Source organism: Pseudarthrobacter sp. HLT1-3 (assembly GCF_059383535.1).
On record NZ_JBWZCJ010000021.1, the window covers coordinates 17,684 to 42,369 of the forward strand.

The window sequence follows — 24,686 nt, forward strand, 5'->3', positions numbered from 1 at the left end:
CCGCACGCTGGCGGGCTGATCTGAGCCAAAACCAGCCGCAAAAGACGGCTGGAACCTGTCTTTGACAACCCTGCCCGGCGGGCAAATATTCCGCAAAAGTGCAAGACTAGAACCGGCTCTCCCGCATCGATTCCGCGGTTCGTTCTTCCAGGAGGAAATTCATGTCCTTTGTCCGCTTTGTCGCCCGGCCCATGCTCGCCTCCAGTTTCGTCCTTGCTGGCATGGACAAGCTCAAGAACGCGGATGACACTGCCACGCAGCTGTCGCCCCTGCTGCGGCGCGCGGCTGAATCCCTCCCGTTCCAGACCGACGAGAAGGTCCTGGCCCGTGTTATCGGCGGCACCCAGGTCGGAGCCGGCGTCCTCCTGGCCCTCGGCAAGTCGGCGCGTCTCGCCGCCACCATCCTGGCGGTCATCTCAGCGCTCAACGGCTTTGTGGAATGGCGCAGCGCGGACATCAGCAGCAAGAACGCCCGCGACGCCCGCCGCAAGCAGCTGCTCAAGAACGTCTCGCTGACCGGCGGCGTCCTGCTGGCCGCCGTCGACACGAACGGCCGTCCCGGCCTGGCCTGGCGCGCGGAGCACCTCGCCGCTGATGTCCGGAAGAACGCCGGCCACCTCACCGCTGATGTCAGGAAGACCACAGGAAAGCAGCTTAAGAAGGCCGACAAGGCCGTGCGCAAGGCCGTAGACCACACCGTCGGAGCCTAAGACCGCAATGGCAGGCACCACCCCCGCAGCAGCAACCCAGTCCCATCCGGCCGACGGCGCTCCGCTCTGGCGGGCGCCGTTCGCCGGACAGCCCGTCGACGCTACGGTCACCGTGCCGGGATCAAAGTCCCTGACCAACCGGTACCTCGTGCTGGCGGCCCTCGCCGACGGGCCCTCACGGTTGCGGGCTCCCCTGCATTCCCGGGATTCCGCCCTGATGGTCGAGGCCCTGCGGAAGCTCGGTGCCACCATCACGGAAGTTCCGGGTGACGGCGCTTTCGGTCCCGACTTCGCCGTCACCCCGATCAGCCGGGACGCCCCGGAGGCACGGTCCGAGGTTGATTGCGGGCTGGCTGGGACGGTCATGCGCTTCGTTCCTCCCGTCGCCGCCTTGCGCCGCGGGGTAACGGTGTTCGACGGCGATCCGCACGCGCGCAAGCGCCCGATGGGCCCCGTCATTGACGCGCTGACCGGGCTGGGCGTCGCAGTCAGCGCGCCCGACGGCGGTCCGGCCTCCTCGCTGCCGTTCGCGGTCCTAGGCACAGGCGAAGTACGCGGCGGCCACCTCGTCACCGACGCCAGCGCCTCCTCACAGTTTGTGTCCGCTTTGCTCCTGGTTGGGGCCAGTTTCACGGAGGGCCTGCACCTCGAGCATCAAAGCACGGAGCATCCCGGGAAACCCGTCCCCAGCCTGGACCACATCAACATGACGGTCACCGTGCTCCGCGGAGCCGGCGTGGCCGTGGACGATTCCCGCCCGAACCACTGGGTTGTCTCCCCCGGACCGATCCGCGCCTTTGACCTCAGGATCGAACAGGACCTCTCCAACGCAGGCCCCTTCCTCGCGGCGGCCCTGGCCACCCGCGGTACGGTCCGCATCCCGAACTGGCCCACCCCGACCACGCAGGTCGGCGATCTTTGGCGCAGCATCCTCACCACCATGGGTGCCACCGTGACGCTCACGGACGGCACCCTGACCGTGACCGGCGGCCCGGAGATCAAGGGCGCGGACTACGACGACACGAGCGAACTCGCCCCCACCGTCGCCGCACTCTGCGCCCTCGCCACCGGCCCCTCGCGACTGGGCGGCATCGCCCACCTCCGCGGACACGAAACGGACCGGCTGGCCGCCCTCGTGGCCGAAATCAACCGCCTGGGCGGCGACGCGGAGGAGACAGCCGACGGCCTCGTCATCCGGCCTGCGCCGCTGCACGCCGGCGTCGTCCGGAGCTATGCCGACCACCGGATGGCCACGGCCGGGGCCATCCTGGGCCTCGCCGTCCCCGGCGTCGAGGTCGAGGACATCGCCACGACGGCCAAAACGATGCCGGACTTCCCGCAACTGTGGGAGTCCATGCTCGCCCAGGGTGCCCGCCGCAGCGCGGCCCCCGCAGCGCCCGGGGAATCCTCCCCAGCCCGCTCCTTCCCGGCAGACACGTCCCGCACAGGCTCCCTCCCCACAGAAAAGGATGGCGCCGGTGGCACGCAGCACTGACTCCTGGGACGAATCCGATGTCCGGATCCGCCCCAACAAGAAGGGCTCCCGGCCCCGCACCAAGGACCGGCCCGCCTACGAGGACGCTGTCACCGGACGGATCATCACGGTCGACCGGGGACGCTACACCGCGATCGTCGCCGAAGGCACCTCCGAGGAACGCAAGATCATCGCCGCCCGGGCCCGGGAACTGCGCCGCAACCCGGTAGTGGCCGGCGACTTCGTCTCACTCGTCGGCGACGTCAGCGGGGAACCGGACACGCTGGCCCGGCTGGTCAAGATCCAGGACCGCAAAACCCTGCTGCGGCGCAGCGCCGACGACACGGACCCGATCGAACGCGCCGTCGTCGCCAACGCCGACCAGCTGGTGATCGTGGTGGCAGCCGCCAATCCGGAGCCGAGGACCGGATTCATCGACCGCGCCCTGGTGGCCGCCTACGACGCCGGCATCGACCCGCTGCTGCTCGTCACCAAGGCCGATGTCAAGGATCCCGCGGAACTCCTCGCCAATTACCAGCACCTCGCTTTCCCGGTCATCATCTCCAAGACGGCGGACTCCGAGGCCTCCGGCATCGATGCCCGTTCCGATGACGGACTGTCCGCCCGGCTGGACAAGGACGCCGTCTCACAGCTGCGCGACTACCTCGACGGGAAGGTCACCGTCATGCTTGGCCATTCCGGCGTCGGCAAATCCACCATGGTGAACGCGCTGACCGGCGCCGAGCGCGCCACCGGCGGCGTCAACGCCGTCACCGGTCGCGGCCGCCACACCTCCTCCTCGGCGCTGGCCCTGAAGGTCAACGATGCGCCCGTGGGCAGCTGGATCATCGACACCCCCGGCATCCGCTCGTTTGGACTGGCCCATGTGGACCCCGACCGGATCCTGCGCTCGTTTCCGGACCTTGAGCCCGGAACAGACGACTGCGAGCGGGGCTGCAAGCACGATTCCAGCGCCGTCAACTGCGGCGTGGACGCCTGGGTGGCCGCCGGCCACGCGGGCGAATCCGGCCCGGCCCGGCTCGGCTCGCTCCGCCGGCTGCTGGGAACCGACCCGCGGATGGAAGCCCAGGACGTCAAGGAACTCGGCAGCGTCTCCTGACGGTGCTTTCCTGGCCCGACCGGCCCGCAGCGGGCCGCCTCCGGCGGCGCCGCAACGTGGCCTCCCGCCGCGCCGTCCGCTTTGGCGGTAGTTTGGAACCATGAGTCAACCCGCTTCGAGCTACAACGATGACCTGCGCCTTGCCCATGTACTGGCAGATTCCGTAGATTCCCAGACCATGAGCCGCTTCAAGGCGCTCGACCTTCGGGTGGAGACGAAGCCGGACCTTACACCGGTGACGGATGCCGACAAGTCCGTCGAGGAGGCCATCCGCGGCCAGCTGTCCCGCTCCCGGCCGCGCGACGCCGTCCTCGGCGAGGAGTTCGGCAGTTCCGGCCACGGCTCCCGGCGTTGGATCATCGACCCGATTGACGGGACCAAGAACTTCGTCCGTGGCGTCCCTGTCTGGGCCACGCTGATCGCACTCGTCGACGAGGGCGAGCCGGTCGTCGGCGTCGTAAGCGCCCCGGCACTGGGCAAACGCTGGTGGGCCGCCAAGGGCGCCGGAGCCTACATGGGCCGGTCGCTGGCGGCCGCCACCCGGCTGAAGGTCTCCAATGTCTCGAACCTCGCGGACGCGTCGCTGTCCTACTCCAGCTTGGGCGGGTGGAAGCAGCGCGGCAACCTCGATGAGTTCCTCGGCCTCACCGAGGAGGTCTGGCGCACCCGGGCCTACGGCGACTTTTGGTCCTACTGCCTGGTGGCCGAAGGCGCCGTCGACATCGCCTGCGAGCCCGAATTGAACCTCTACGATATGGCCGCCCTGGTTCCGATTGTGACGGAGGCCGGCGGACGTTTCACCTCGCTCGAAGGTGAAGACGGCCCCTTCGGCGGCAACGCCCTCGCCACCAACTCCATCCTGCACTCCGAGGTCCTCAAGCGCCTCAACCCGGGGCTGGACGACCTGCTGTAGGTCGACCTTCTGCAGGACGAGCTGTTGCAGGTCGAGCTGTTGCAGGTCGAGCTGTTGCGGGCCGCCCAGTTGCAGGCCGACCTGTTCAAGCCAGGTGGCGGGCCATTCCGCCGCGGACTCGACCGGACCTCCCGGCGCGTTCCGTAACAAACCGCTTCACATAAGAGCGCCCCCTTTTCCGGTTCGGCGCAGATGTCCTAGGCTCGATGCAGGTCACGAGTGCCAGCGCTAAACCCCGGTTTGCTGGCCGGCAACCCTCCATTCGCGGTGGGGTGCCCCGGGTGACGACCTGGCCGGTCCGGAATGGACCCGGCAAGCGCGGATCCCCGGTATCTGGGGTCCTTTTCGAGCGAGGTCCCATGACGACTGCCACTTTTTCCGCCACTTCCGGATTCCAGGCCGGCGCGAGCCAGACCCAGCCCGATCCGCGGTTCACCCTCGCCCGCCGGCCGCTGGCCGCTGTGACCGGCGCCGAGATCGAGGCACCGCTCATTCAGGGCGGCACCGTGCGCTACGCCAACCTGGACTACGGCGCCTCGGCGCCGGCCCTGTCTGTGGTCTCCGCCTATCTCAACGAGATCCTGCCGTACTATGCCAGCGTCCACCGCGGCGCCGGCTATGCCTCGCAGATCAGCACCTCGGTCTATGAGAATGCCCGCACGATTGTCCGGGATTTCGTGGGCGGCCGTCCGGACGATTCGGTGATTTTCACCCGGAACACCACTGATTCGCTGAACCTGCTGGCGGGCTGCCTGCCCGTGGCCGACGGCGTGCACACCGGTGACGTGCTCTATCTCGACATCGAACACCACGCCAACCTGCTGCCGTGGCAGCGCGTGCCGCACCGCAGTGTCATTGCCGCTCCCACGCTCGCCGCCACACTGGAACTGCTTCGCGGGGAACTCGCCTACGGCGGCGTCAGCCTGCTCGCCGTCACCGGCGCCTCCAATGTCACCGGCGAGATCCTCCCGATCCGGGCGCTGGCCGCCCTGGCGCACGAGTATGGCGCCCGGATCGTCGTCGACGCGGCGCAACTGGCCCCGCACCGGCGGATCGACATCGCCTCGGACGACGTCGACTATCTGGCGTTCTCCGGACACAAGCTCTACGCACCGTTCGGCGCCGGTGTGCTGATCGGCCGTCCCGACTGGCTCGACGCCGGCACGCCGCACCTGGCCGGCGGCGGAGCGGTCCAGGATGCCCGGGTCGACGCGGTCAGCTGGACCACCGGTCCGGCACGGCACGAGGGCGGCTCCCCGAACGTCCTCGGCGCAGCCACACTGGCCCGCGCCACCCAGCTGATCGCCGACCTGGACGTGGAGCAGTGGCAGGCGCACGAGAACGCCATCCGGTCCTTCCTTGTCGAGGGCCTCAACCGGATCGACGGCGTCAAGGTCCACCAGATCTTCGCGGACAGTGCTTCTTTCGATGCACCCTCGGGCACCGGGGCTGACAGCGGCACCGGCAGCGGTACCGGGACCGGCACGATCGGCGTCGTCAACTTCTCGCTCGAAGGCTATGACGCGGGCCTGGTGGCCGCGTACCTGTCGGCCGAACACGGCATCGGACTGCGGGACGGCCGTTTCTGCGCGCACCCCCTGCTCCGGCGGCTCGGGCTGCCGGCCGGCTCGCTGCGGGCCAGCTTCGGCTTGGGTTCCCGGCTGGCGGACGCCGAGCGGCTGCTCGCCGGGATCCAGGAGCTGCGCCAGACCGGCCTCGGCTGGGACTACGTGGTGGACGCCGGGAGGTGGGTGCCGACCAACGACACCCGCAGCTATCCGCACTGGGCACCCAACACACCGGGGACCGCCGGCGCGGCCCCCTGCACCCTGGACTAACAGCACGGCACAGCCGCCCAGTGGACGGAAGCCACCGAACTCCGAGCCTGCCGCGTGCGGTAAATTCGAAAGGTACCCATCCGGACCTGCCGAAGGAGATCGCACGTGGCACGCGGCGGACCCAAGCTGTATCAGGCGCGGCGCCTGGAGCTTGGCCAGAGCTTCCAGGACGGCGGCGAACACTACGAACGCGTCCGCCCCGGCTACCCCGCTGATTCAGCCGACTGGCTGATCCCCGCGGGCGCGAAGGACGCCGCCGATCTGGGCGCTGGAACCGGGAAATTCACGGCCCTGTTGCTCGAACGCGGCCTGCACACCGTGGCAGTGGACCCGTCCGCTGACATGCTGGCGCAGCTGCGCCGGGCTCTCCCGGGCGTCACCGCTGTCGAGGGCAGCGCCGAGAACAGCGGGCTGCCCGCCGCGGCCTTCGACATCGTCACCGTCGCCCAGGCCTGGCACTGGTGCGATCCCCTCCTGGCCAGCTCGGAGATCGCCCGGATCCTCCGCCCCGAGGGTGTCCTGGGGCTGATCTGGAACCAGCTGGACACCTCCGTGCCGTGGGTGCACCGGCTGTCGCGCATCATGCATGCCGGCGACGTGCACAAACCGCATTTTAAACCGCCGCTGGGGCCGGAATTCACCGGGCTGGAAAGCCACCTCACCCGCTGGGAGGATCCGGTGCACACCAGCGACATCCTGGAACTGACGCAGTCCCGCAGCTACTACCTGGCGGCCAGCGAGGCGACCCGCGCCAAAGTGCTCGGCAATCTCGACTGGTATCTGCACGAGCATCTGGGCCACCACCCGGAAGACGTCATCCCGCTCCCCTACCTGACGCAGAGCTGGCGCGCCGACCGGGCCTAAGGCCGCGCGGTCCTGGTCGTGGCGCTCAACCTGGTCCTGTGGATGACCTTCCCCGGCGGCAGCTGACGGTAGGCTGGAGGCTGTGAAGACCAGCCTGCCATCCTCCTCGATTGAGGACTACGTCAAGGTCATCTACTCCTTCACGGAGTGGCAGGACAAGCCCATCACCTCCACCCAGCTGGCCCAACGCCTTGGGGTGGCCAACTCCTCGGTCTCGGAAATGGTCCGCAAGCTCAAGGACCAGGGGCTGGTGGACCACCAGCCCTACAGCGCCATCACGCTCACCGCCGACGGTGTCCGGCTGGCGCTGTCAATGGTCCGGCGGCACCGGTTGATTGAAACGTTCCTGGTCCGGGAGCTCGGCTACCGCTGGGATGAGGTCCACGACGAAGCCGAACTGCTGGAACACGCCGTCTCGGACACTTTCATCGAGCGGATGGCGACTAAACTCGGGAACCCGGTGCGGGATCCGCACGGCGATCCGATCCCCGCAGCGGACGGCTCAGTGCTGGTGCCGGCGGCTCACCGGATGAGCGTGCTCGACGACGGGCACACCGGACGGATCACCCGGATCAGCGACGAAAACCCCGAACTACTGCGCTACCTTTCCGCTGAGCAGATCGGGCTGGACGCGGAGGTCGAGGTTGTGGGCCGGAAACCTTTCGGTGGCGCCTTGGTGGTACGGATCGGCTCCGGCGCGGCCCGGAAGGAATTTGACCTCGCCGAGGAAGTCGCGTCCGCCCTCTGGGTCCACAGCGAGACGGCCCATTCCGGCTGCAGCCTCAAGCGGCCCTGAATGCAGGCCACACCCGCCGGAGCCGCGTCATGAAGCGCATGGCGAAGGATGCATTTTTCACCGCTAAGGCGTCGCCGGGGGTTGCTGCGGCGTCACCGGGCTGGCGCGCGTGGGCTGCCGTCGCCGTCGGCGGCCTGATCGGAACGGAGCTGCGCTACGGCGCCGGAGTCATGTTCCCCGAAGCCCCCGGTACGATCCCGTGGACGACCCTGGTGATCAACGTTCTTGGCAGCTTTGTCCTCGCGGCCCTCACCACAGTTTGGATCGCCCGGCCGAAGACCGCCTTCTGGCTTCGGGCCGGTCTCGGTCCAGGGCTGCTGGGTTCGTTCACGACCTTTTCCGCCGTGGTGTTCTCCATCGACCAGCAAATCCGGGGCGGCTTCCACACCAGCTGGCTGGCCTACCTTGGTCTTTCGCTGGTGCTGGGACTTGGTTCCGCGGCCGCCGGGTGGAAGGCCGGCAAGGCCCTGGCCGACCTGGGCGGGACGGCGTCGTGATTACCGCTCTGCTGGTGGGAGGGTTCGGCGTCGCGGGCGCACTGCTGCGCTTCGCCGTCGACTCATGGTTTGCGCACCACCCGGGACGGCATCCGCACTGGCCCTGGGCGACCCTCACGGTCAACGTGACGGGATCCTTCATCATCGGCGCGGCCATCGGGCTGACGGGCCAGCTGGGCCTGGGGGCCGAGTGGCAGACGGGCCTCTCGACCGGGCTCGCCGGCGGCCTGACAACCTTCAGTTCCTGGACCACGGCCACGGTGCGGCTGGTGAGTGAGACGCGCTACCGCGCCGCCGTCCTCAACATTGCCGCCAACCTGGTCGCCGGGCTGGCGGCGGCAGCGATCGGCCTGGCCCTCACGGGTGGGTGACGCCACGGCGGGGTGACGCCAGCTCTGTGACGCGAGGACTGGGTACGGCACAGCGGTGTGACGAGCCTAACGACGGTGCACGGGCCGCGTGTAAGCGCCGGGGATGAGGCCCCGCGGGGCGCCCCTGCCGGTGCGGTTCCGGCGAATCGGTGGCCCTCTGATCCCGTATCGTTGAAGGATGGTTACCCGACGTGAAGCAGCCCAGGTCCTCGACATCTCGCTGGAAATGGCCCACCGTCACGGCATCCCGCCCCGGCTGAGCGACGCGGAGCTCGGCGAGCTCCTGGAAAATCCGCCGGCCTGGCTCGTTCAGTCCAAAGCCAACCGCACCGGCAAACGCCCCATCTGGGTCCAGCTGACCTGCGCGGTCTGCGGCTTCTCGGAGGCCGCCCGGCCGAAGAAATGGTGGCCGGAGTTCACCTACGTGTGCTGCGCAGACCATGCCCCCTACGAGATCCCGGGCGCAGCAGCCGGGCTGGTCCGCAGCGAATATGAGGGCGTGGGCAGCCGCTTTGTCGGCATCGTGGACGTTGCGGTGCCCGAGGCGTAACTTAATACCAACGGGGGCCATCCCGGCCCCCTGGTGTTAGGGAGCGCCCACATGCCTGACAAAACGCCGCACCGCAGCACGGCCAAGAAGGCCGTGAAAACCATCAAGGAAAAACGGGCTGAGAAGAAAACCAAGAACGTCGCTGAGACGCACGCGGACCCGGTAGCCCACATCAAGAAGCGCTGAGCGTGGCCCGCCCGTCGGGCGGCCGCCTCAGCAAGCAAACGGCAAACAACAAACGAGCAAAACATAAGGCCGGAAGCTTCAGCTTCCGGCCTTATGTGTGGAACGTACGGGGTGGAGCTCCGTTGCCGGGGCTCCGATGGTGGAGATGGGGGGAATTGAACCCCCGTCCGATGTCGTGTTGTCAGGGCTTCTCCGGGCGCAGTTTGCGTTGGATTTTCTCGGCCCCAGCCATGCTACAAACAGCTGGCTGATCCGGGCCCAGTCATCTAAGAGTCCCGTTCACCCCGATGACGGGGGTAAACAGCAGTGGCTATCTAAATGACGCCAGGATCCGGGGCAATAGCAACCTCGGGCTGACGGACTGTCTTACTGCTTAGGCAGCGAGAGCGAAGTCAGTGCGTTTTGATTCGGCACTTATTGGTTTGCAGACAGCGTTTACGAGATAATTCTGCATCCTCGGCCCGCTTCACCTGTCGCGACTAACATCGTCGAAACCGATCATCCCCGTATTTTTTTATCAAACCGGTCTGGCACTTTGCTGAACCGCTTTCGCGGACTCGGCGCCGTTCCTTCCCGGACTACCTAGCATAACGCACGGACCCGCCAAATCATTCCAGCGGGGGTTCGGTAGTTCCTAGCGCCGGTTCCGCTCGCGCATAACGCGCAGGGCCTCGCGCTTGTCCTGTTGCTCGCGCAGGGTCTGCCGCTTGTCGTATTCCTTCTTGCCGCGCGCGACGCCGATTTCCACCTTCGCCCGGCCGTCCAGGAAGTACAGCTGGAGGGGCACGATCGTGAAGCCCGATTCGCGGATCTTGTGTGAGATCTTGGTGAGCTCGTCGCGGTGCAGCAGCAGCTTGCGGCGGCGCCGGGCGGCGTGGTTCGTCCAGCTCCCCTGGTGGTACTCGGGGATGTGGATGCCCTCCATCCACAGCTCGTCGTTGTAGAAGGTGCAGAAGCCGTCGACCATGGAGGCGTGGCCCTCGCGGAGGGACTTCACCTCGGTACCCATAAGTGCGATCCCGGCCTCGTAGGTGTCGAGGATGTGGTAGTCGTGCCGGGCCTTGCGGTTGGTGGCCACTACCTTACGGCCACTTTCTTTCGGCACGGTAGAACTCCTTGGATCGATGGGTGGACCGCAGCCTGTAGGGCGCGGAGTGCTACCAGTTTACGGCAGAGCCGCAGGGCGGGCGGGAGGCTTCCGCTCCGGGCGGATCAGAGCAGGTTCATCGGATCAACGGCCCGGCCGTTGAGCCAGGTCTCGAAGTGCGAGTGGCAGCCGCTGGAGTTGCCGGTGGTTCCCGAATAAGCGATCAGCTGGCCCTGGCTGACCTGCTGTCCGCGGGAAACGGTCACGCTGACGTTGTGGTAGTAGATGGTTGTCAGCGAGTTTCCCTGGACGACGCCGTGGGCGATTTTGACGTTGTTGCCGCCGCCGTCATTGGCCCAGCCGGCGGAGAACACCTCGCCGGCCGCAGCGGCGTAAACCGGCGTACCGCAGGCCGCGGCGAAGTCGATGCCGGTGTGCATGTAGCCGCCCTGGCCGTAGAAGTCGATGGTGCCCGGCGGCGTCGCACGCCAGCCGAAGCCCGAGCTGATCGGCACACCGTTGAAGGGGTGCCTGAGTCCGAAGGCCGACGGGTTTCCGGGCGGGGCGGGGACGTACGGCGCCGGGGCCTTGGTCTGGCCCTTGGCACGGGCGGCCGCCGCGGCGGCTGCCGCGGCGGCCTCGGCGATCCGGCGCTGTTCGGCTTCCCAGGCCTCGCGCAGCTTGCGGTCGCGTTCAGCGATGTCGGCCGCGACGGCGTCCTGCTGGTTCTTGACCTGGGCGAGCTGGGTCTGGATGCCGGGCTTGGCGGCCTGGAGTTCGGCGTCGAGCCGGGTGGTGTCGGAGATGAGCTTGTCCACCTGGGCCTTTTTGGCCTCGGCCTCGTCGCGGGCGGCCTGTTCGCGGGCCAGCGCGGCGTCGGCCTTGGCCTTGAGGTCCGTGATTTCGGCTTCCACCGCTTCGAGCCGGGCCTGCGAGTTGACGTTGGTGGCGCTCTGCTGGGTGAGTTTGTCCATCGCGGAGTTCTGGCTGCGCATGGCCTGGTCGGCCAGGTCGATGGTTTCGGTGAGGCTGCCGCCGTTGTTCGCGCCGAAGAACAGGGAAAGGTTGGAGGGCACGCCGCCGGACTTGTAGGCCTGGGTGGCTATCTGCCCGATCAGCTTCTTGGTGTCGGCGATCTTTTGCTTGTCCGTCTCGAGCTGCTGGGTGATCTTGGCCTTGTTCTGCTGCGCCAGGTCCACGCGCGCGGCGAGGGCTTCGGCCTCTTTAACAGCGCTCGCCACGCGGCCCTGGGCGTCCAGGAGGGCCTGCTGCGCCCCGGGGAGCTGGCCCTGGTAGATGAAGAGGTCAGAGGCGGCCTGGGCGATCCGGGAGTCCACGAACTCCAGGGAATGCTGGACCCGGGCGGCTTCCTCACGGAGGGCGGCCTGCTGGTCTTCGAGGGTGTCGGCGAAGGCCACCGGTGTCGAGGCGCCCATGCTCGCCGCGAGGACGAGCGCCAGGGCGGCGCTGATCATACGGCTGCGGCGGCCTGCCACGGGGAGCCCGGGCGGGGCCGGACGCGGGGCGAGTCGAAGCATCGGTGTCATGGGCCTTCTCATTTCGTTGCGAACGCTAGACCCGCAAGTATCGACGGAGGGTTAGGAGTGATGATACGCCTGCCAGCAGGACGCCGAGGCCGATCAGGGCCGGCGCCAGGATCAGCGTCTGAGCCGCGGAGATAAACGCTGTGTCCGGATACTGCTGGGACAGGTACCCGCCCAGGAAGAAGTGCGCCACTGCCCACAGAGTTGCCGAGGCCAGGGCCGCGCCAATCACGGCGGCAATCACGCCCTCAAGGATGAACGGCAGCTGGATCACCATTTTCGAAGCCCCGACGAGGCGCATGATCCCGGTTTCCCGGCGCCGGCTGAAAGCAGAAAGCCGGATCGTGGTGGCAATCAGCAGGATGGCGCAGACGATCATCACCCCGGCCACGCTGACGGCCACGAGGGAAGCGGCATTCATGACCGAGAAGAGCCGTTCCAGCAGTTGGCGCTGGTCGATGACGGTTTCCACGCCGGCCTGCGAGGAGAAGGTCTCGCTGATGATCTGGTATTTCTCCGGGTCCTTCATATTGATCCGGAACGAGGCGGGGAGCTGGTCCGGCGTCACGGAGTCGACGATTGGGGAATTGGAGAACTGTTCCTTGAAGTGCTTGTACGCGTCATCCTTGGATTCGAACTGGAAGTCGTTGACGTACTGGGCCACCGCGGGAGATTCCAGCAGCTTGGCGACGTTGTCCTGCTGTTCCGGGGTGGCCGGGCCGGTGGCGCAGCCGGCCGCCGTCGAACCGTCACTGCACAGGAAGATGGCGACCTGGACTTTGTCGTACCAGTAGCCCTTCATCTGGTTGATCTGCAGCTGCAACATCCCGGCGGCGCCGACAAAGGTCAGGGACACGAACGTGACCAGGATGACCGAGACCACCATCGAGAGGTTGCGGCGCAGGCCGCTGCCGATCTCGGAGAGGACGAATTGGAGCCTCACAGCTGGTTCTCCCCTGCGGCGGGTACTTCGGCGTGGGGGTCGCTGCGGGTGGTGGCCGGCGGGGCGGCGGAGGGTCCGGGCTCCCGTCCGCTGGCGTCCCGGAGACGGCGCGACGCTCCGACGACCGGAATCATGGAGGTGTAGAGGGCCTTGGCCTCGTCGCGGATGATGACGCCGTTGCGGAGTTCGACGACGCGTTTGCGCATCTCGTTGACGATGTCGTCGTCGTGGGTGGCCATGACGACGGTGGTGCCGTTCTGGTTGATCTTGTCCAGTACGCCCATGATGCCCATGGAGGTGGTGGGGTCCAGGTTGCCGGTCGGCTCGTCGGCCAGCAGAATGCCCGGACGGTTCACGACGGCGCGGGCGATGGCCACACGCTGCTGCTCGCCGCCGGAGAGTTCATGCGGAAGGCGGTTTTCCTTGCCTTCGAGTCCGACGGTTTTCAGGACCTCGGGAACGGTGTCGCGGATGACGCTGCGGCTCTTGCCGATGACCTGCATGGCGAAGGCGACGTTGGCGAACACGGTCTTCTGCGGCAGCAGGCGGAAGTCCTGGAACACGACGCCGATGCCGCGGCGGAGCCGGGGCACGCGCCAGCTGGAGATATTTGCGACATTCTGGCCGGCCACGTAAACGGCGCCGGAGGAGGCCCGGTCCTCTTTCAGGACGAGGCGCAGAAAGGTCGACTTGCCAGAACCTGAGGCCCCGACAAGGAAGGCGAATTCGCCACGGTCGATCTCAAGGTTGATCGAATCCAGCGCGGGTCGCGCCTTTTGGTCGTAGACCTTGGTGACATTTTCGAAACGGATCATTGCCCTAAATACCCTGCAGGACGTGGACGGGTACAGCCCAGTTCTGCCGCCGGCGCGCGGGCTTTCTTTTGGGGGAAGTAGAGCTCCGGCTTCTCGACTATACGCACGGTCCCCGGCGCTTCCGCCAGAGTGTGGGGGTGTGTCGCAGGATTAGGCCGGAGGGGCGGGTGTGACGCAAGAGGCAGAAGTGGGTACGTGCGGCGCCCTCGGGTGCCGGATTTTTTGTCTCCCGGCTTCTGCAATTCGTCCGTTGTCCCCCGGAGGACGCGAACCGCGGCCGGCTGGTCGTCGGGTTATTTGTCCGCGTTGCGGCCGGCGGGTCGGCGGGTTATTTGTCCGCGTTGCGGTTGTCGGTGCGCCAGCGGATGCCGGCGTCGATGAAGTCGTCGATTTCGCCGTCGAACACGGCCGAGGTGTTGCCGACCTCGTGCTCGGTGCGGAGGTCCTTGACCATCTGGTAGGGGTTCAGGACGTAGGAGCGCATCTGGTCGCCCCAGGAGGCTTTGACGTCGCCGGCGAACGCTTTCTTCTCGGCGTCCTCCTGCTCCTTCTTGAGCAGCAGGAGCCGGGACTGCAGCACACGCAGGGCTGCCGCGCGGTTCTGCAGCTGGGACTTCTCGTTCTGCATCGAGACGACGGTGCCGGTGGGGATGTGGGTCAGGCGCACGGCGGAGTCCGTAGTGTTGACCGACTGACCGCCCGGACCGGAGGAACGGAAGACGTCTACGCGGATCTCGTTGTCCGGGATGTCAATGGAGTCGGTCTGCTCGATTAGCGGAATGACTTCGACGGCGGCGAACGAGGTCTGGCGGCGGCCCTGGTTGTCGAAGGGGCTGATCCGGACCAAGCGGTGGGTGCCGGCCTCGACGCTGAGCGTGCCGTAGGCATAGGGGGCCTTGACCTCGAAGGTGGCGGACTTGAGCCCGGCTTCTTCGGCGTAGGAGGTATCCATGATGGTCGTCGGGTAGCCGTGGCGTTCGGCCCAGCGCAGGTACATCCGGAGCAGCATTTCGGCGAAGTCCGCCGCGTCCACGCCGCCTGCGCCGGCGCGGATCGTGACGACAGCCTCGCGCTCGTCGAACTCGCCGGACAGCAGGGTCACGACTTCGAGGTCCTTGAGGGCCTTGCGGATCGATTCCAGTTCGGTGGCGGCCTCGTCCATGGAAGCGGCGTCGTCCTCGTCCTGGCCTAGTTCCACGAGAACTTCGAGGTCGTCGATCCGGGAGGTGAGCGAGTCGAGGCGTGCCAGTTCGGACTGGCGGTGCGAGAGCCTCGAGGTGATCACCTGGGCGGCCGCGGGATCGTCCCACAGATTGGGTTCGCCGGCCCGTTCGCTGAGTTCGGCGATGTCTTCCTTCAGCGCGTCCACATTCGAAACGTTCTCGATCGAGACGTAGGTGGCGCGGAGGGCGCGGATTTCTGCGGGAAAATCAATGTTTGCCATGGTTTTTTAAGCCTACGCTATCCGTGCGGGCCGCCTGACTGGGGCGGGACGGGCCTGGGCAGGCCCGCAGGCCGGGGCGTCAGCGCGTGAGCCGGGAGCGCGCCGTCGACGTCGCTTCGATCCTGATGCCGTCGGGGACCAGGAAGTTGACGACGGGCGGGTGGACCGCGGCGCTGAGCACCACAACGGCGGTGGAGCCGTCCGGGCTGCCCGTTCCAGATGCGACGGCGAGGCCGCTGATCCGCGTGGAGGCACTGCTGCGGTCTAAAAATTCGACGGCCGTGCTCCGCACACGGGCACCGGTCAGGATGGCGGTGGGGCTGCCGCCAACCGTTTCGAGTTGTCCCAGGGTGAAGCTGTCCGCGGCGGCCACCGAGGCGCCGTCGGCCAGTGACAGGAGCTTCTTGTGCTCGATGTAGACACTGGAGGCGGCGATGACCACCGACGTAAGCAGCAGGGCGAGCAACACGAACCCGATAAGCAGCACCATCAGTTGCCCGGCATCGCTGCATTGAGCCGCGCGCTGCGGATCCGTTTGCTGCGGTAGTTGCGGTTGCTGCGGGCTGAGCCTGGTGCGATGCATCCCGGGACGTCTCATCGGAAGCGGCCAACCAGTTGCGTGGCGGAGGCGCTGAGCTGTCCGGCGTTCAAGTTGAGCACCTCGCTGAAGGGGACGAATGGCAGCGGCACCGTGAGATGGACGGTGACCGTCACAGCCGTACCGGCGGCCATGCAGTCCGCGGGGGCACAACTGGTCTCGACCCGGGCATTCATCGCAGAGTGCCCATGGTCCGCGAGGGCCAGCAGAACAGCCTGCTCGGCGGCTGCCCGGCCGCCTGCGGCGTCTGTCTGGGCAACGAAGACTTTCGCGGCCTGGTCGGCGGCGCCGACGACGGCGAACGAGCCGCCCTGAAGCTGGCCCACGGTGATGATGAAGTAGACCAGCGGCACCATCAGCAGCAGCGAAAGGAACGTGAACTCGACGACTGCGCTTCCCCGCTCGCTGCCTTCCAGGACGCGGGAGTCCGGCGTCGCGGTCTCTCCCCCGGGCCGTCGGTCTGGTGAGTCGAGGCAGTAACCGGCCAGTGAGTTCGAAACGGCAGAACGGACCGGCGGGTCAAGGCTGGATGGCCGCATGCCCCTTCACCTCCAGGGCTGCCCGCGGGCCAATGAGCCCGATCACGGGCAATGGCGCGCGGATCGTCACTTCCAGGGTCCGGATCCCTTGGAAAGTGGCTTCGCTGGTGGTCACGTCCCGGGCGAATTCCGGGCTGAGGGCGACGCCGATCAGCTCCGCGGCCCGGTCCCTGGCATCCGCCGCGCCGCGGTCCGCGAGGGTGCCATAGCGGGCGCCCGAGGCCGCGGCGTCGACCAGTGTGTTCCGGACGTGCAGGACAAGGGTGAGCTGAACGATGGCGAGGAAGAACAGCGTCAGCAGCCCGCCCACCAGGACGAAGTCCACTACTGCCGAACCCCGTTCGTCAGTTTTGCCCCTGCCGGCGCCGGGCAGGCGCACGCGCTACTGCCCGACCTTGTCCATGGCCTGGTTGAACAGTCCTTCCAGGGCAGGGCCAGCGAGCGCGAGGAGCGCGGCGACGAGAACAGCCGACATCAGAGTAATCATCACCCAGCCCGGCACATCGCCGCGTTCGCGATGGTCACCCGGACGGTCAGCCTGCCGCGCCGTGGCCTCGAGCGCACCGGCATGCCTGGGAACCAGGCTGATAGTGCAGAGCAACAGCGCCATGCGGTTCAGGATCTGCTTCACTTTCTCCCCTTAGATCGGTGGTTCGGATGTCTTCCTTCTGCTCCGTGCTGTTCCTTTTGTTCCTACAAACCCATGCTGATGGCAGCCAACCCGGGAAAGACTGCGAACACCACCGTCAGCGGCAAGACACCGAAGACAACGGGAATCATCATGCCGATTTCCTTCTTCCCTGCCGACTCCATCAGCTCGCGCTTCGCGGTGTCCCTGGCGTCCTGGGCCTGGGCCCGCAACACTTCAGCGAGCGGTGTCCCCCGTTCAACGGCCACGACCAACCCGTCCACGAAGCGGAGCAACGGACCAAGTTCCGTCCGTGAAGAGAACTCCTGCAGTGCTTCCACGAGCGGCTTCCCTGCCCTGGTCTCCCCCAAAACGCGGGTGAAGTCCTTGGACAGCTCCCCCCGGGCACTGCGGCACACCCTGTCCAGAGCGCCAGTGGCGCTCTCGCCCGCGCTGACGGCGAGCGCCATGAGTTCGGCGACGCTGGGGAACTCGGCCATCATGCGAGCTTCGCGTTTCCTGATCCGTGCACCCAGCAGATAGTCCGGCAAGATGAAGCCGCCGGCGGCGCTGCCGATCACAAGCACCACAGCGAGGATGGGGCTGAGTCGTCCTGCCGCGCCGAACAGGACGACTCCTCCGACCGCCGCAACAAATCCTCCTGCGCCCCAGAGAAGCTGTTCCGCCCGGAAATCTGCGGGCGACTTGACGGACCCGGCCCTGGCAAGGCGACGGTTCAAGGCGGCGGAACCAGGATTCAACCTCCCCACCCAGGCCACGGCGTCGCCGATGACCGGCCGCAGGATTCGTTCCAGCGGCCCGAACGGGGTGAAGTTTCTCGGCACGGCACGCAGGAGCCGGGATTCCAGGTTGTGGGACTTCAACTGCGGACCGATGCGTGCAACGAAAGTGATTGGCCGCATGAAGGGCAGCCTGATCAGCAGCAACCATAAGCCGCAGCCCAGCACAATTCCGCAAGCGACGGCAGTCGCCATCAGCCCAGTCATCGGAGCACCCTCTCGTCTGCCGGCAGCGCTCCAATGCGCAGCATGACGGCATAAGAGGTCAAAGACACCGCCAGTCCACCGATCAGGACCGCGGCCCCCAGCGGCGTGTTGTAGGCAGCCACAGCTTCCGGCCGGCTGGCCAGCAGCATCAGGACAAGCCAGGGGGCGGCCACTGCCAGCCGTGCGGCGTTGACCGTCCAGGACTGCCGGGCCTCCAGCTCGCTCCTGGTGCGGGCACTTTCCCGCAGGAATTCCGCCAGCGTACCCAGCAGCCGGCCGAGGTCCGAGCCACCCACCTCCCTGGTCAGCCGCAGCGCTTCGACGATCCGGTCCGCCACAGGATCCGCCAGCCGGTCCTTGAGCCTGGTAAGGGAGGGATCGAATTGCCCTCCCGAGCGGTAGTCGGAACCGAAATCGCGGAACACATGACGGAGTTCCTCCGGGCCCTTGTCGCCCAACTGGATGAGGGCTTCCGGCAGCGAAAGGCCGGCTCGGATCGCCGACCGCAGATGGTCCACGACGTCGGGCCACAGTTGTCGCAGGACAGCGGTGCGCTTCCGGGCGCGCCATTTGACGACGGCCATCGGCAGCCACCCCCCGAACAGGCCAAAGCAGGCCGCGATCGGCCACGACCTGGTCACGGCAAAGAAGATGAGCATGGTGAACGCCCCGACACCCACGCAGCTGGCCAGCAGGCCGGCGCCGCTGACCTTCTCGATGCCCGCCGAGCGCAACAGGTCCTCCAGACGGCTGGGCCTCGGCGTTCGTTTTACCGCCCGGGGCTGCTCCCAGACAGACCACCAGATCAGCAGGAGTCCAGCGCCGGCCAACATGCCCAGCAGCGCCGCCATCAGCGCGGCTCCAGGAGCGCCGCCACGTCATACCCCGCACGGGCAAACTTCTCAGCTGACGGCATCGAGTTGGCCTTTGGTTGCAGCTGTCCGTCCTCGAAAGCGAAGACCATGGAGGACTCGATGATGCCGTTTTCCACGCGTCGGCCCAACGAAAGGATCTCTGTTACTTCTCTGCGTCCGCTGGCGTGCCGGGCACAATGGACCACGAGGTCGATGCAGGATGCAACCGTCGGAACCACGAAGGCGCTGGAGATGTTCTCGACTGCCAGCAACGGCAACGTGCAGATCTTGGTGACGGCGTCGGGGGTAGTGCAACCATGACGTGTACTTCAAGTAAGACTTGAACCTGAAGTCTACGCTTGGGAATTCGGCACCGAAATCCAACCTGCGCTGGACCTTGGACTGGGCGTGCGTTGAGGGCTCGGAATGCGGGATCCGGCCCGGACCTCCGACTCGCAGTCAGGCTCCGTTTCGCCCAAGACCTGACCGTTTCCCACGGCACTCCGAGAAGTTCAGCGACCGGTTCAGCGTCCCGAAGTCCCCGGGATGGCTGGCGAAATTCCTTGAGTCGTCTTGTTGTCCAGGGCCAACTCTGCACAGCGTCGATGCGCAAGACAGTCGGCCCTTGCGTCACGACCACAGCAACTCGAACAGCGGCTAGCCGGAAACGTCAGCGTATTCGCCGCCTAGCTCCTCCGCATCGATGGTCTGATCCCACAACCCCACCTGAGAAGCTATCCCCTCTCTTGCCTCATCTGCATAGTGAAGGCTGGCCACCTCAAAGGACTTGAACTGGTAGATGGCCGAGTTCATATGCTGTGAATTGAACAGCCCGATCCTGTTGAGCAGACTGAAGTCATCAACTGTCAGGCCGGTGACCCTCTCGAATAGCGCTGAATCAAGGGACTCAATCACGTGCTTTAGGGCTTCTTCCCGGAAGTCAGTGACGTACATGAACACAGGAATTTTGGCCAGGAACTTCTGCAGCTTCTCCCGAATTTCCTTGCGTTGCTTGTTGGTCTGTGTCCGTTCCTTCTTCTGCTGGTCGTCCAGATTTCCGTTCTGCTCACGCTTAGCCTTTTTCAGAAGTTTCGTTGAGGTGACGACGCTCTCGGCGTTGGTGGTCAGTGCTCGGAAATCCTCGATCTGTTCCAGGGCGGCTACGAGATTAGGATGCTCGAGGACCGCAGCCAGCGTGTGCTCGTTGACGTCAACCAAGAGAGGAGAATTCCACCTTTTCGCCAGAGCTGTGGATCCGATACCCGCCGTTGCCCAGTTCAGCACATCTGTTGCGTCGAGTTGGGTCATGTCCCCGCCGGAAAACCCGTAGATCGGAAGGTAGTTGAGGAGCTGTCCAATAGCCTCTGCAGGCGTCACTTCACCTGTGCTGGCCAGCCGTATGCCGTACTCGGCGACCAGCCCAAGCGCGCGATTGGGGTCGAATTCAAAGACATAGCAGGTGGGCTTTTTGACGTCGACGGCGCCCTCAGCATTTCGATAAGCCCATGGCGACTGGACTCGAAACGCTGCCTGAAAATACGACTCTGGAGATTTAAGGGATCGCAGCATCAGGATGGCCCCCCATTCGCGGACGGTCACCCCAGTCATCAGCTTTCCGCACGACAAAGTGATTGAACCGGAGTTGTTTTTTCTCACTGTGGCCGCAATGGCATGCTCGACCGGCGGCTTGGCTGCTGCTCCCCGGCCAGCCTTAGAGCCAGCGGCCACCACCACCTCAAAGTCTTGGAAGTAGGGGTGAAGAGCCAACATATCTCGCATGGCGAAGCAAGAAGCCACGTCTGGCATGTACCACACAGAATGCCTGACAGCTTCCTTGAAGGCCACTGATTCGAACGGGAATGGTGCTTTCTGCCCTGCGACTACAAGCGATTTCATCTGATCGGACAACTTCCCGCGCAGCATTTCCAGGAACTCGGATACTTGCGTCGGGTTTTCGAAGGAGAAATCTCCAGCCCCGTGAGCTTTCGACCCTGGGCTGGTTTTCCGAGCGCGGAAGTATTCGCTCAGTGAGAAACCGTTGAACTCGCCGTCGGCGGCGAACGCTGCCGCATCCCGGCCCATCTCGTAAGAGAAGATCTCCATCCTGGGCAACTCAAGGTACGGATTTGGGCCGCGGCCTTCATCCCAAGTGGCCTTTTCCGCTTGTTCTTGTACGTATGTCCAGTTGAAAATCGCGTCTTCTGTGAACTCTCCGTTGGTTATCGCGCGGAACGGGGTCCCGGACAGGTACAGGTAGTTCGCGGATGTGAGTCCCAAGTCCTCGTCTGTAACCCGTTCCTGCGGTTCTTCCTTGTCTGCGTCATCCTTGTCGGTCGGATCGTAGAGGTCACGTGCGGACTCCCGCCAGGCTCCGAAGTGGTATTCGTCAAGCACAATGCAGTCCCACTCAACCAAGTGGATTACTTCATTGTGAACCTTGATTTGACCGTCAGTTTTTCCATTGAGGTCCTGAAATGAGGCAAACCATACAAAGGGATCTGGCCCGTCAGCTACATAGTCGCGCTCAATTGCCGAGGTATCCCGGTCGACGAACTTCCAGCCAGAAAAGTCGATGTGGTTCGACAAATCGTCTCGCCAGGCCGCATGAACGGCAGGCTTGTAAGTTAGGACCAAAACCCTTTTCCAGTCCATCTCGCGCGCCAACTGGTACGCGGTGAACGTCTTACCGAACCGCATCTTTGCGTTCCAGAGGAACTTCGGTGGCTTACCATTTGGCGAGGCCCGATTCCGCAAATAGGCGGCAGTAACCCGTACGGCTTCCTCCTGATCGGGGCGCATCTTGAAGCTTTCAGTCCGATTCAGATTGAACGGTTGGCCTGTACGCACCGTGTTGATGGCAGCCTTAACCTCGGCCAGTGAGGCTTCAAACCACTCACCGCCAGGGCGCTTGATGCCCGCCCCAATGAGTGCCCGATGAACGTCGTGGTCAGCATAGAACGCGCCGTCGACTCGCTCGGCTGGCTCGTCAAGGAGGATCGAAACGCCGTCGAGGTTTGGATAAGCTGTTCCAAGCTGCTCCTTGATGCGCGCCTTCGCTGAGGACTTCGTGGTTTGGCCGACCTTGATGAGCCCCTTGCCCACTATTCGGGTGCTGCCGATGCTTCGCTCCCACGGATCGGAGTCCTTACCGACGACTGTGTATGCGTAAATACGATTCTGGCTGGAACCCGGCCCGCTCATTTCGTCGAACCAAAGGTTGCTGCCGCTTCAGGGGCTAGCATCTCCTTGACTTGGGATTCGATGTAGGCGATCTCTTCATCGGTGAATCCGTATCTGGCGTAGAGGAGCTCGTCGGTCCATTCGCGGTCCAGCGGGACGGCCGGAACGAAGGCATAGACGTCCTTAGTGGCGTGCTGAGTGGCCTTTCTAAGGGAAACCAAGAACCGGACAAAGCGCGTCCGTAGATATGTCGCGTACCGCTCTGCTTCCTCGTAGGTGGGCATCCGGCCGGCGACGAGATAGGTCTCAGTGCATGCTTCACCAGGCGCTGCGATGATGGGCTTGCCGAGAAACTGCGTCTCTATGCTTGCACTTGTACCCTGAACCGCAGACATGAGGACCTTCCAGTCCTTGACCCACTCCGAGTTCTGAGGGATGTCAGACTTCTCGATCCAAGAAATCCGCTGAGATCCGTAGAGTTTTACGGGGTCAGCTAACTTGTCCGAGCTGTCCGATCCGTGGAAAAAGGTACGGAGCCCAAATGGCTTGGCGCTGGACACTCGGTCAGCTAGAGATGCCTCCGACCGTCCGTCGACTTCAAATTCGCGAACTTTCTCAAGAATCGAAACGGCTTCATTACGGCGGATCAAGACGTCGTAGATGTCGAGGAAACGTTTGACAGGGCCGCCCACTGGCTGGCCTTCCCACATCGTCTGCACGGAACAGGCTCCATTGTGGTCCCTAGACCATAGGAAGTACGAGACACCGCCTCGGATCTTTACTCCTGGGAAGCAATCGTACAACTTTGGGTAGTCGACCAAGGTTTCCAGTCGTCTGTCTTTCAGCATACGAGCTCGAAATTTGTCCAGCCCTTTCCCGCCCGCGAACCAACGCGACGGCGTGATCATTAGAACGTGCTTCGGACTCATATCGATCGCGGCTTCGACGAAATGCTGGTAGATCGGCGTGGCACTGGCCCCGTGACCGCCGTCCCCCGTCTGATACGGCGGATTCCCTACGATCACGTCGAACTTCATCTCGGACATCTCCTTGGTGGGGTAACCCCCGTGTATGAATGAGTAGGCGTAGTTTTCGCGTTTGTCCCCGCGATCCAACTCGGGTGGCGCCCCACAGATCCGGCAGGGAGTCACGATGCCCTTCTTTTTTCCGAAACTGTGCTCGCTGGGAACAAACGGCAAGTTTCCCGCACTGGTTTCAAACTTGACGACGCTGTCATCGCTAGTGGCATCTCGGGAACAGTAGAGACTGCGCCTCGCGATATGGCCGGTCATTTCCGTGATTGACGTGCCGAAGAGCATATTCCGGAATATGTGCTCCCGCCGTCTGTCAAAGTCAGGCTCCCACTCGACCAACCCATCGAGCAGTCGAGCCGCCACTTCTCGCAACAGCACCCCGGATTTGCAGCACGGGTCAAGCCACTTCAGGTTTGGGTTGCTCCACACATCGAGGGGAAGCTGGTCGAGCATGGCCCGGGCCAGCTTGGGAGGGGTTGGCACCTCGTCGTTAGAGAGCTGGGCCAAGCAGTCGAGTATGTCCGGTACATGCTGGCCAAACTTCTTTTGTATATGACCAACGATTTGCTGTGCTTGCGTCACGTTCAGTCCCCCATTACGCCGGCTGTTAACGCCCCGCGAAGGGCTCTGGATGCGCTGCCAGTTGTCCGTAGTGAACAGGTACTGCGTCCCGACGTTTTTCAGGCGTGTCGCCAAACAACTCTAATTGACCATCCACCGTGAACTCGTTCAAGAAGGACCATTCACGAATAAATGTCGCGCCCAGACTAGGCCGGTATTCGACCAGTTCAATTCGGTTAGCGTCGGTTAGCGTATTTGCGCAGACAATGTTTGTCTCCAGGATGGCTTCGATTGCCGATGCCAATGCTTCGGTTGGAGGTTTGGTGTTGAGGTCATTGTCGAGGTGTGAAACGATGAGCGCCCTGAGCCTACCCCGAGACTCATCGACGTTCTCAGCGTCGATGTCTACTCCGTAAATGGATGCTAGGCATCTAACGATTCTGTGCTCGTACTTCTCACCCCGACCGTACCGCCGAACGGTCACCGTCGCCAGCTTTCGACGGAGGATCTCCTCAAGGAAGTTTCCACTGCCACACGTAGGTTCGAGGAACTTCCGGTCATGATTGCCCGGGTCCGCCTCAGAAGGGAACATGCCGGCTACCAGATCCAGCATGGCCTTGACCTCACGTTCGTGGGTGTAGACCTCGGCTAAATCACGTACTCGCTGGCGTGTCTTGATCTGCTGCCTGTCGACGCTCACTGTGGTTCCTTTCTGAGACGTGGCTAACTTGGTCCCGACGCCGTTGGACTACTTTGCTGTAGTTCTTCAAGAACTCTAGTCAAGTTGATCGCGTCGTCGGTACGGCGGTGTCATGTCCGTGCTCAGTTCCCTTCGCTGCAGGTTTGCAGCTCCCACATATTGCCGGAAGCGATCGGGAAGCGGGGTGCCGATTTCGTTCCGGACACCTGATTGAGGTAGATTGCTTCACTTTGACGCCAGCTTCGATGAGCTCGTCTAACGTCATCGGGCGGCGTTGGTCGCTGGCTGGCCGACATCCTGACATCCGAGTAGAAGTCCCATGCCGGACGCTAGATCCGGGGGAATGTCATTTCCCCTCGTGGATTCGTGGGACAGCATAAGTGAGACGGATTTGGTGAGACACCTTGCAGTCGGCGTACGGCTGGTTTTGGGT

Annotated in this window: 26 protein-coding genes, 1 other RNA gene, 1 pseudogene and 1 riboswitch; of the genes and pseudogenes, 12 read left to right on the plus strand and 16 right to left on the minus strand. The window is 64.6% G+C overall.

Translation table 11 applies throughout. The features are described 5' to 3' along the window. Nucleotides 1-161 precede the first annotated feature (161 nt). From AC50X9_RS16770 to AC50X9_RS16825, 12 genes are all read left to right on the plus strand, one after another. Nucleotides 162-710, plus strand: coding sequence for a DoxX family protein (locus AC50X9_RS16770; protein WP_494895257.1), 549 nt, complete (start codon nt 162-164; stop codon nt 708-710). A 7-nt stretch (nt 711-717) separates the two neighbouring features. Then, nucleotides 718-2,205 carry a 3-phosphoshikimate 1-carboxyvinyltransferase gene (gene aroA, locus AC50X9_RS16775; RefSeq protein ID WP_494895259.1) on the plus strand — a complete coding sequence of 496 codons (1,488 nt, stop codon included), beginning with the start codon at nt 718-720 and terminating at the stop codon, nt 2,203-2,205. Beyond that, nucleotides 2,189-3,304, plus strand: a complete 1,116-nt coding sequence (rsgA, locus tag AC50X9_RS16780; protein ID WP_494895261.1) for a ribosome small subunit-dependent GTPase A — start codon at nt 2,189-2,191, stop codon at nt 3,302-3,304. Before aroA ends, rsgA begins: the two co-directional genes overlap by 17 nt. Nucleotides 3,305-3,404: 100 nt before the next feature. Then, nucleotides 3,405-4,217, plus strand: a complete 813-nt coding sequence (hisN, locus tag AC50X9_RS16785; RefSeq protein ID WP_494895263.1) for a histidinol-phosphatase — start codon at nt 3,405-3,407, stop codon at nt 4,215-4,217. A 24-nt stretch (nt 4,218-4,241) separates the two neighbouring features. After that, nucleotides 4,242-4,364 carry a hypothetical protein gene (locus tag AC50X9_RS16790; RefSeq protein WP_494895265.1) on the plus strand — a complete coding sequence of 41 codons (123 nt, stop codon included), beginning with the start codon at nt 4,242-4,244 and terminating at the stop codon, nt 4,362-4,364. Between the two features lie 64 nt (nt 4,365-4,428). Continuing rightward, nucleotides 4,429-4,542, plus strand: a riboswitch (SAM riboswitch). Between the two features lie 34 nt (nt 4,543-4,576). Then, nucleotides 4,577-6,055, plus strand: coding sequence for an aminotransferase class V-fold PLP-dependent enzyme (locus AC50X9_RS16795; RefSeq protein WP_494895267.1), 1,479 nt, complete (start codon nt 4,577-4,579; stop codon nt 6,053-6,055). 105 nt (nt 6,056-6,160) lie between these two features. Next, nucleotides 6,161-6,919, plus strand: coding sequence for a class I SAM-dependent methyltransferase (locus AC50X9_RS16800; protein WP_494895269.1), 759 nt, complete (start codon nt 6,161-6,163; stop codon nt 6,917-6,919). 82 nt (nt 6,920-7,001) lie between these two features. Then, a complete protein-coding gene (locus AC50X9_RS16805; protein ID WP_494895271.1) occupies nt 7,002-7,715 on the plus strand; it encodes a metal-dependent transcriptional regulator in 714 nt (237 codons plus the stop codon). Nucleotides 7,716-7,753: 38 nt separating this feature from the next. Then, nucleotides 7,754-8,212 (plus strand): fluoride efflux transporter FluC, encoded by a 459-nt coding sequence (locus AC50X9_RS16810; RefSeq protein WP_494895273.1) that lies wholly within the window; start codon nt 7,754-7,756, stop codon nt 8,210-8,212. Continuing rightward, nucleotides 8,209-8,583, plus strand: a complete 375-nt coding sequence (locus AC50X9_RS16815; RefSeq protein ID WP_494895275.1) for a fluoride efflux transporter FluC — start codon at nt 8,209-8,211, stop codon at nt 8,581-8,583. The genes AC50X9_RS16810 and AC50X9_RS16815 overlap by 4 nt, the downstream gene beginning before the upstream one ends. Nucleotides 8,584-8,761: 178 nt before the next feature. Then, nucleotides 8,762-9,133 (plus strand): hypothetical protein, encoded by a 372-nt coding sequence (locus tag AC50X9_RS16820; RefSeq protein WP_494895281.1) that lies wholly within the window; start codon nt 8,762-8,764, stop codon nt 9,131-9,133. Between the two features lie 51 nt (nt 9,134-9,184). Beyond that, nucleotides 9,185-9,319, plus strand: a complete 135-nt coding sequence (locus AC50X9_RS16825) for a hypothetical protein (RefSeq protein ID WP_463963903.1) — start codon at nt 9,185-9,187, stop codon at nt 9,317-9,319. 137 nt (nt 9,320-9,456) lie between these two features. On the opposite strand, the gene ssrA is transcribed toward AC50X9_RS16825, so the two are convergent. The 16 genes and pseudogenes from ssrA to AC50X9_RS16905 all read right to left on the minus strand — a co-directional run bounded on the left by ssrA (nt 9,457) and on the right by AC50X9_RS16905 (nt 24,253). Next, nucleotides 9,457-9,825: a transfer-messenger RNA gene (gene ssrA / locus AC50X9_RS16830) on the minus strand. A gap of 128 nt (nt 9,826-9,953) precedes the next feature. Continuing rightward, a complete protein-coding gene (gene smpB, locus AC50X9_RS16835) occupies nt 9,954-10,424 on the minus strand; it encodes an SsrA-binding protein SmpB (protein ID WP_024367797.1) in 471 nt (156 codons plus the stop codon). A 107-nt stretch (nt 10,425-10,531) separates the two neighbouring features. Beyond that, entirely contained in the window at nt 10,532-11,944 is a 1,413-nt protein-coding gene (locus AC50X9_RS16840; protein WP_494895391.1) for a peptidoglycan DD-metalloendopeptidase family protein, read from the minus strand. Between the two features lie 34 nt (nt 11,945-11,978). Next, nucleotides 11,979-12,893 (minus strand): permease-like cell division protein FtsX, encoded by a 915-nt coding sequence (ftsX, locus tag AC50X9_RS16845; protein WP_494895286.1) that lies wholly within the window; start codon nt 12,891-12,893, stop codon nt 11,979-11,981. Next, a complete protein-coding gene (ftsE, locus tag AC50X9_RS16850; RefSeq protein ID WP_494895288.1) occupies nt 12,890-13,708 on the minus strand; it encodes a cell division ATP-binding protein FtsE in 819 nt (272 codons plus the stop codon). The genes ftsX and ftsE overlap by 4 nt, the downstream gene beginning before the upstream one ends. Nucleotides 13,709-14,036: 328 nt before the next feature. Further along, on the minus strand, nt 14,037-15,152 hold the full coding sequence (gene prfB, locus AC50X9_RS16855; RefSeq protein ID WP_494895290.1) for a peptide chain release factor 2: 1,116 nt from the start codon (nt 15,150-15,152) through the stop codon (nt 14,037-14,039). A 79-nt stretch (nt 15,153-15,231) separates the two neighbouring features. Then, nucleotides 15,232-15,642, minus strand: coding sequence for a pilus assembly protein TadG-related protein (locus tag AC50X9_RS16860; protein ID WP_494895292.1), 411 nt, complete (start codon nt 15,640-15,642; stop codon nt 15,232-15,234). Between the two features lie 104 nt (nt 15,643-15,746). Beyond that, the gene (locus tag AC50X9_RS16865) at nt 15,747-16,289 is read right to left on the minus strand and encodes a hypothetical protein (protein WP_494895294.1); all 543 of its coding nucleotides are present in this window, start codon (nt 16,287-16,289) and stop codon (nt 15,747-15,749) included. Continuing rightward, entirely contained in the window at nt 16,270-16,614 is a 345-nt protein-coding gene (locus AC50X9_RS16870) for a TadE family protein (protein ID WP_494895296.1), read from the minus strand. The genes AC50X9_RS16865 and AC50X9_RS16870 overlap by 20 nt, the downstream gene beginning before the upstream one ends. A 57-nt stretch (nt 16,615-16,671) precedes the next feature. Continuing rightward, nucleotides 16,672-16,920, minus strand: a complete 249-nt coding sequence (locus AC50X9_RS16875) for a hypothetical protein (RefSeq protein WP_494895298.1) — start codon at nt 16,918-16,920, stop codon at nt 16,672-16,674. Nucleotides 16,921-16,982: 62 nt separating this feature from the next. Next, on the minus strand, nt 16,983-17,924 hold the full coding sequence (locus tag AC50X9_RS16880) for a type II secretion system F family protein (protein WP_494895300.1): 942 nt from the start codon (nt 17,922-17,924) through the stop codon (nt 16,983-16,985). Further along, nucleotides 17,921-18,775, minus strand: coding sequence for a type II secretion system F family protein (locus AC50X9_RS16885; RefSeq protein ID WP_494895302.1), 855 nt, complete (start codon nt 18,773-18,775; stop codon nt 17,921-17,923). The genes AC50X9_RS16880 and AC50X9_RS16885 overlap by 4 nt, the downstream gene beginning before the upstream one ends. Further along, a pseudogene (locus AC50X9_RS16890) lies at nt 18,775-19,083 on the minus strand (CpaF family protein); the annotation flags it as partial. The gene AC50X9_RS16885 and the pseudogene AC50X9_RS16890, both read right to left, overlap by 1 nt. A 352-nt stretch (nt 19,084-19,435) precedes the next feature. After that, entirely contained in the window at nt 19,436-21,979 is a 2,544-nt protein-coding gene (locus tag AC50X9_RS16895; RefSeq protein WP_494895304.1) for a GIY-YIG nuclease family protein, read from the minus strand. Beyond that, on the minus strand, nt 21,976-23,574 hold the full coding sequence (locus AC50X9_RS16900; RefSeq protein ID WP_494895307.1) for an Eco57I restriction-modification methylase domain-containing protein: 1,599 nt from the start codon (nt 23,572-23,574) through the stop codon (nt 21,976-21,978). Before AC50X9_RS16900 ends, AC50X9_RS16895 begins: the two co-directional genes overlap by 4 nt. 25 nt (nt 23,575-23,599) lie before the next feature. Then, complete coding sequence (locus AC50X9_RS16905; RefSeq protein ID WP_494895309.1) at nt 23,600-24,253, minus strand: hypothetical protein; 654 nt, start codon at nt 24,251-24,253, stop codon at nt 23,600-23,602. Between the last annotated feature and the right edge of the window lie 433 nt (nt 24,254-24,686).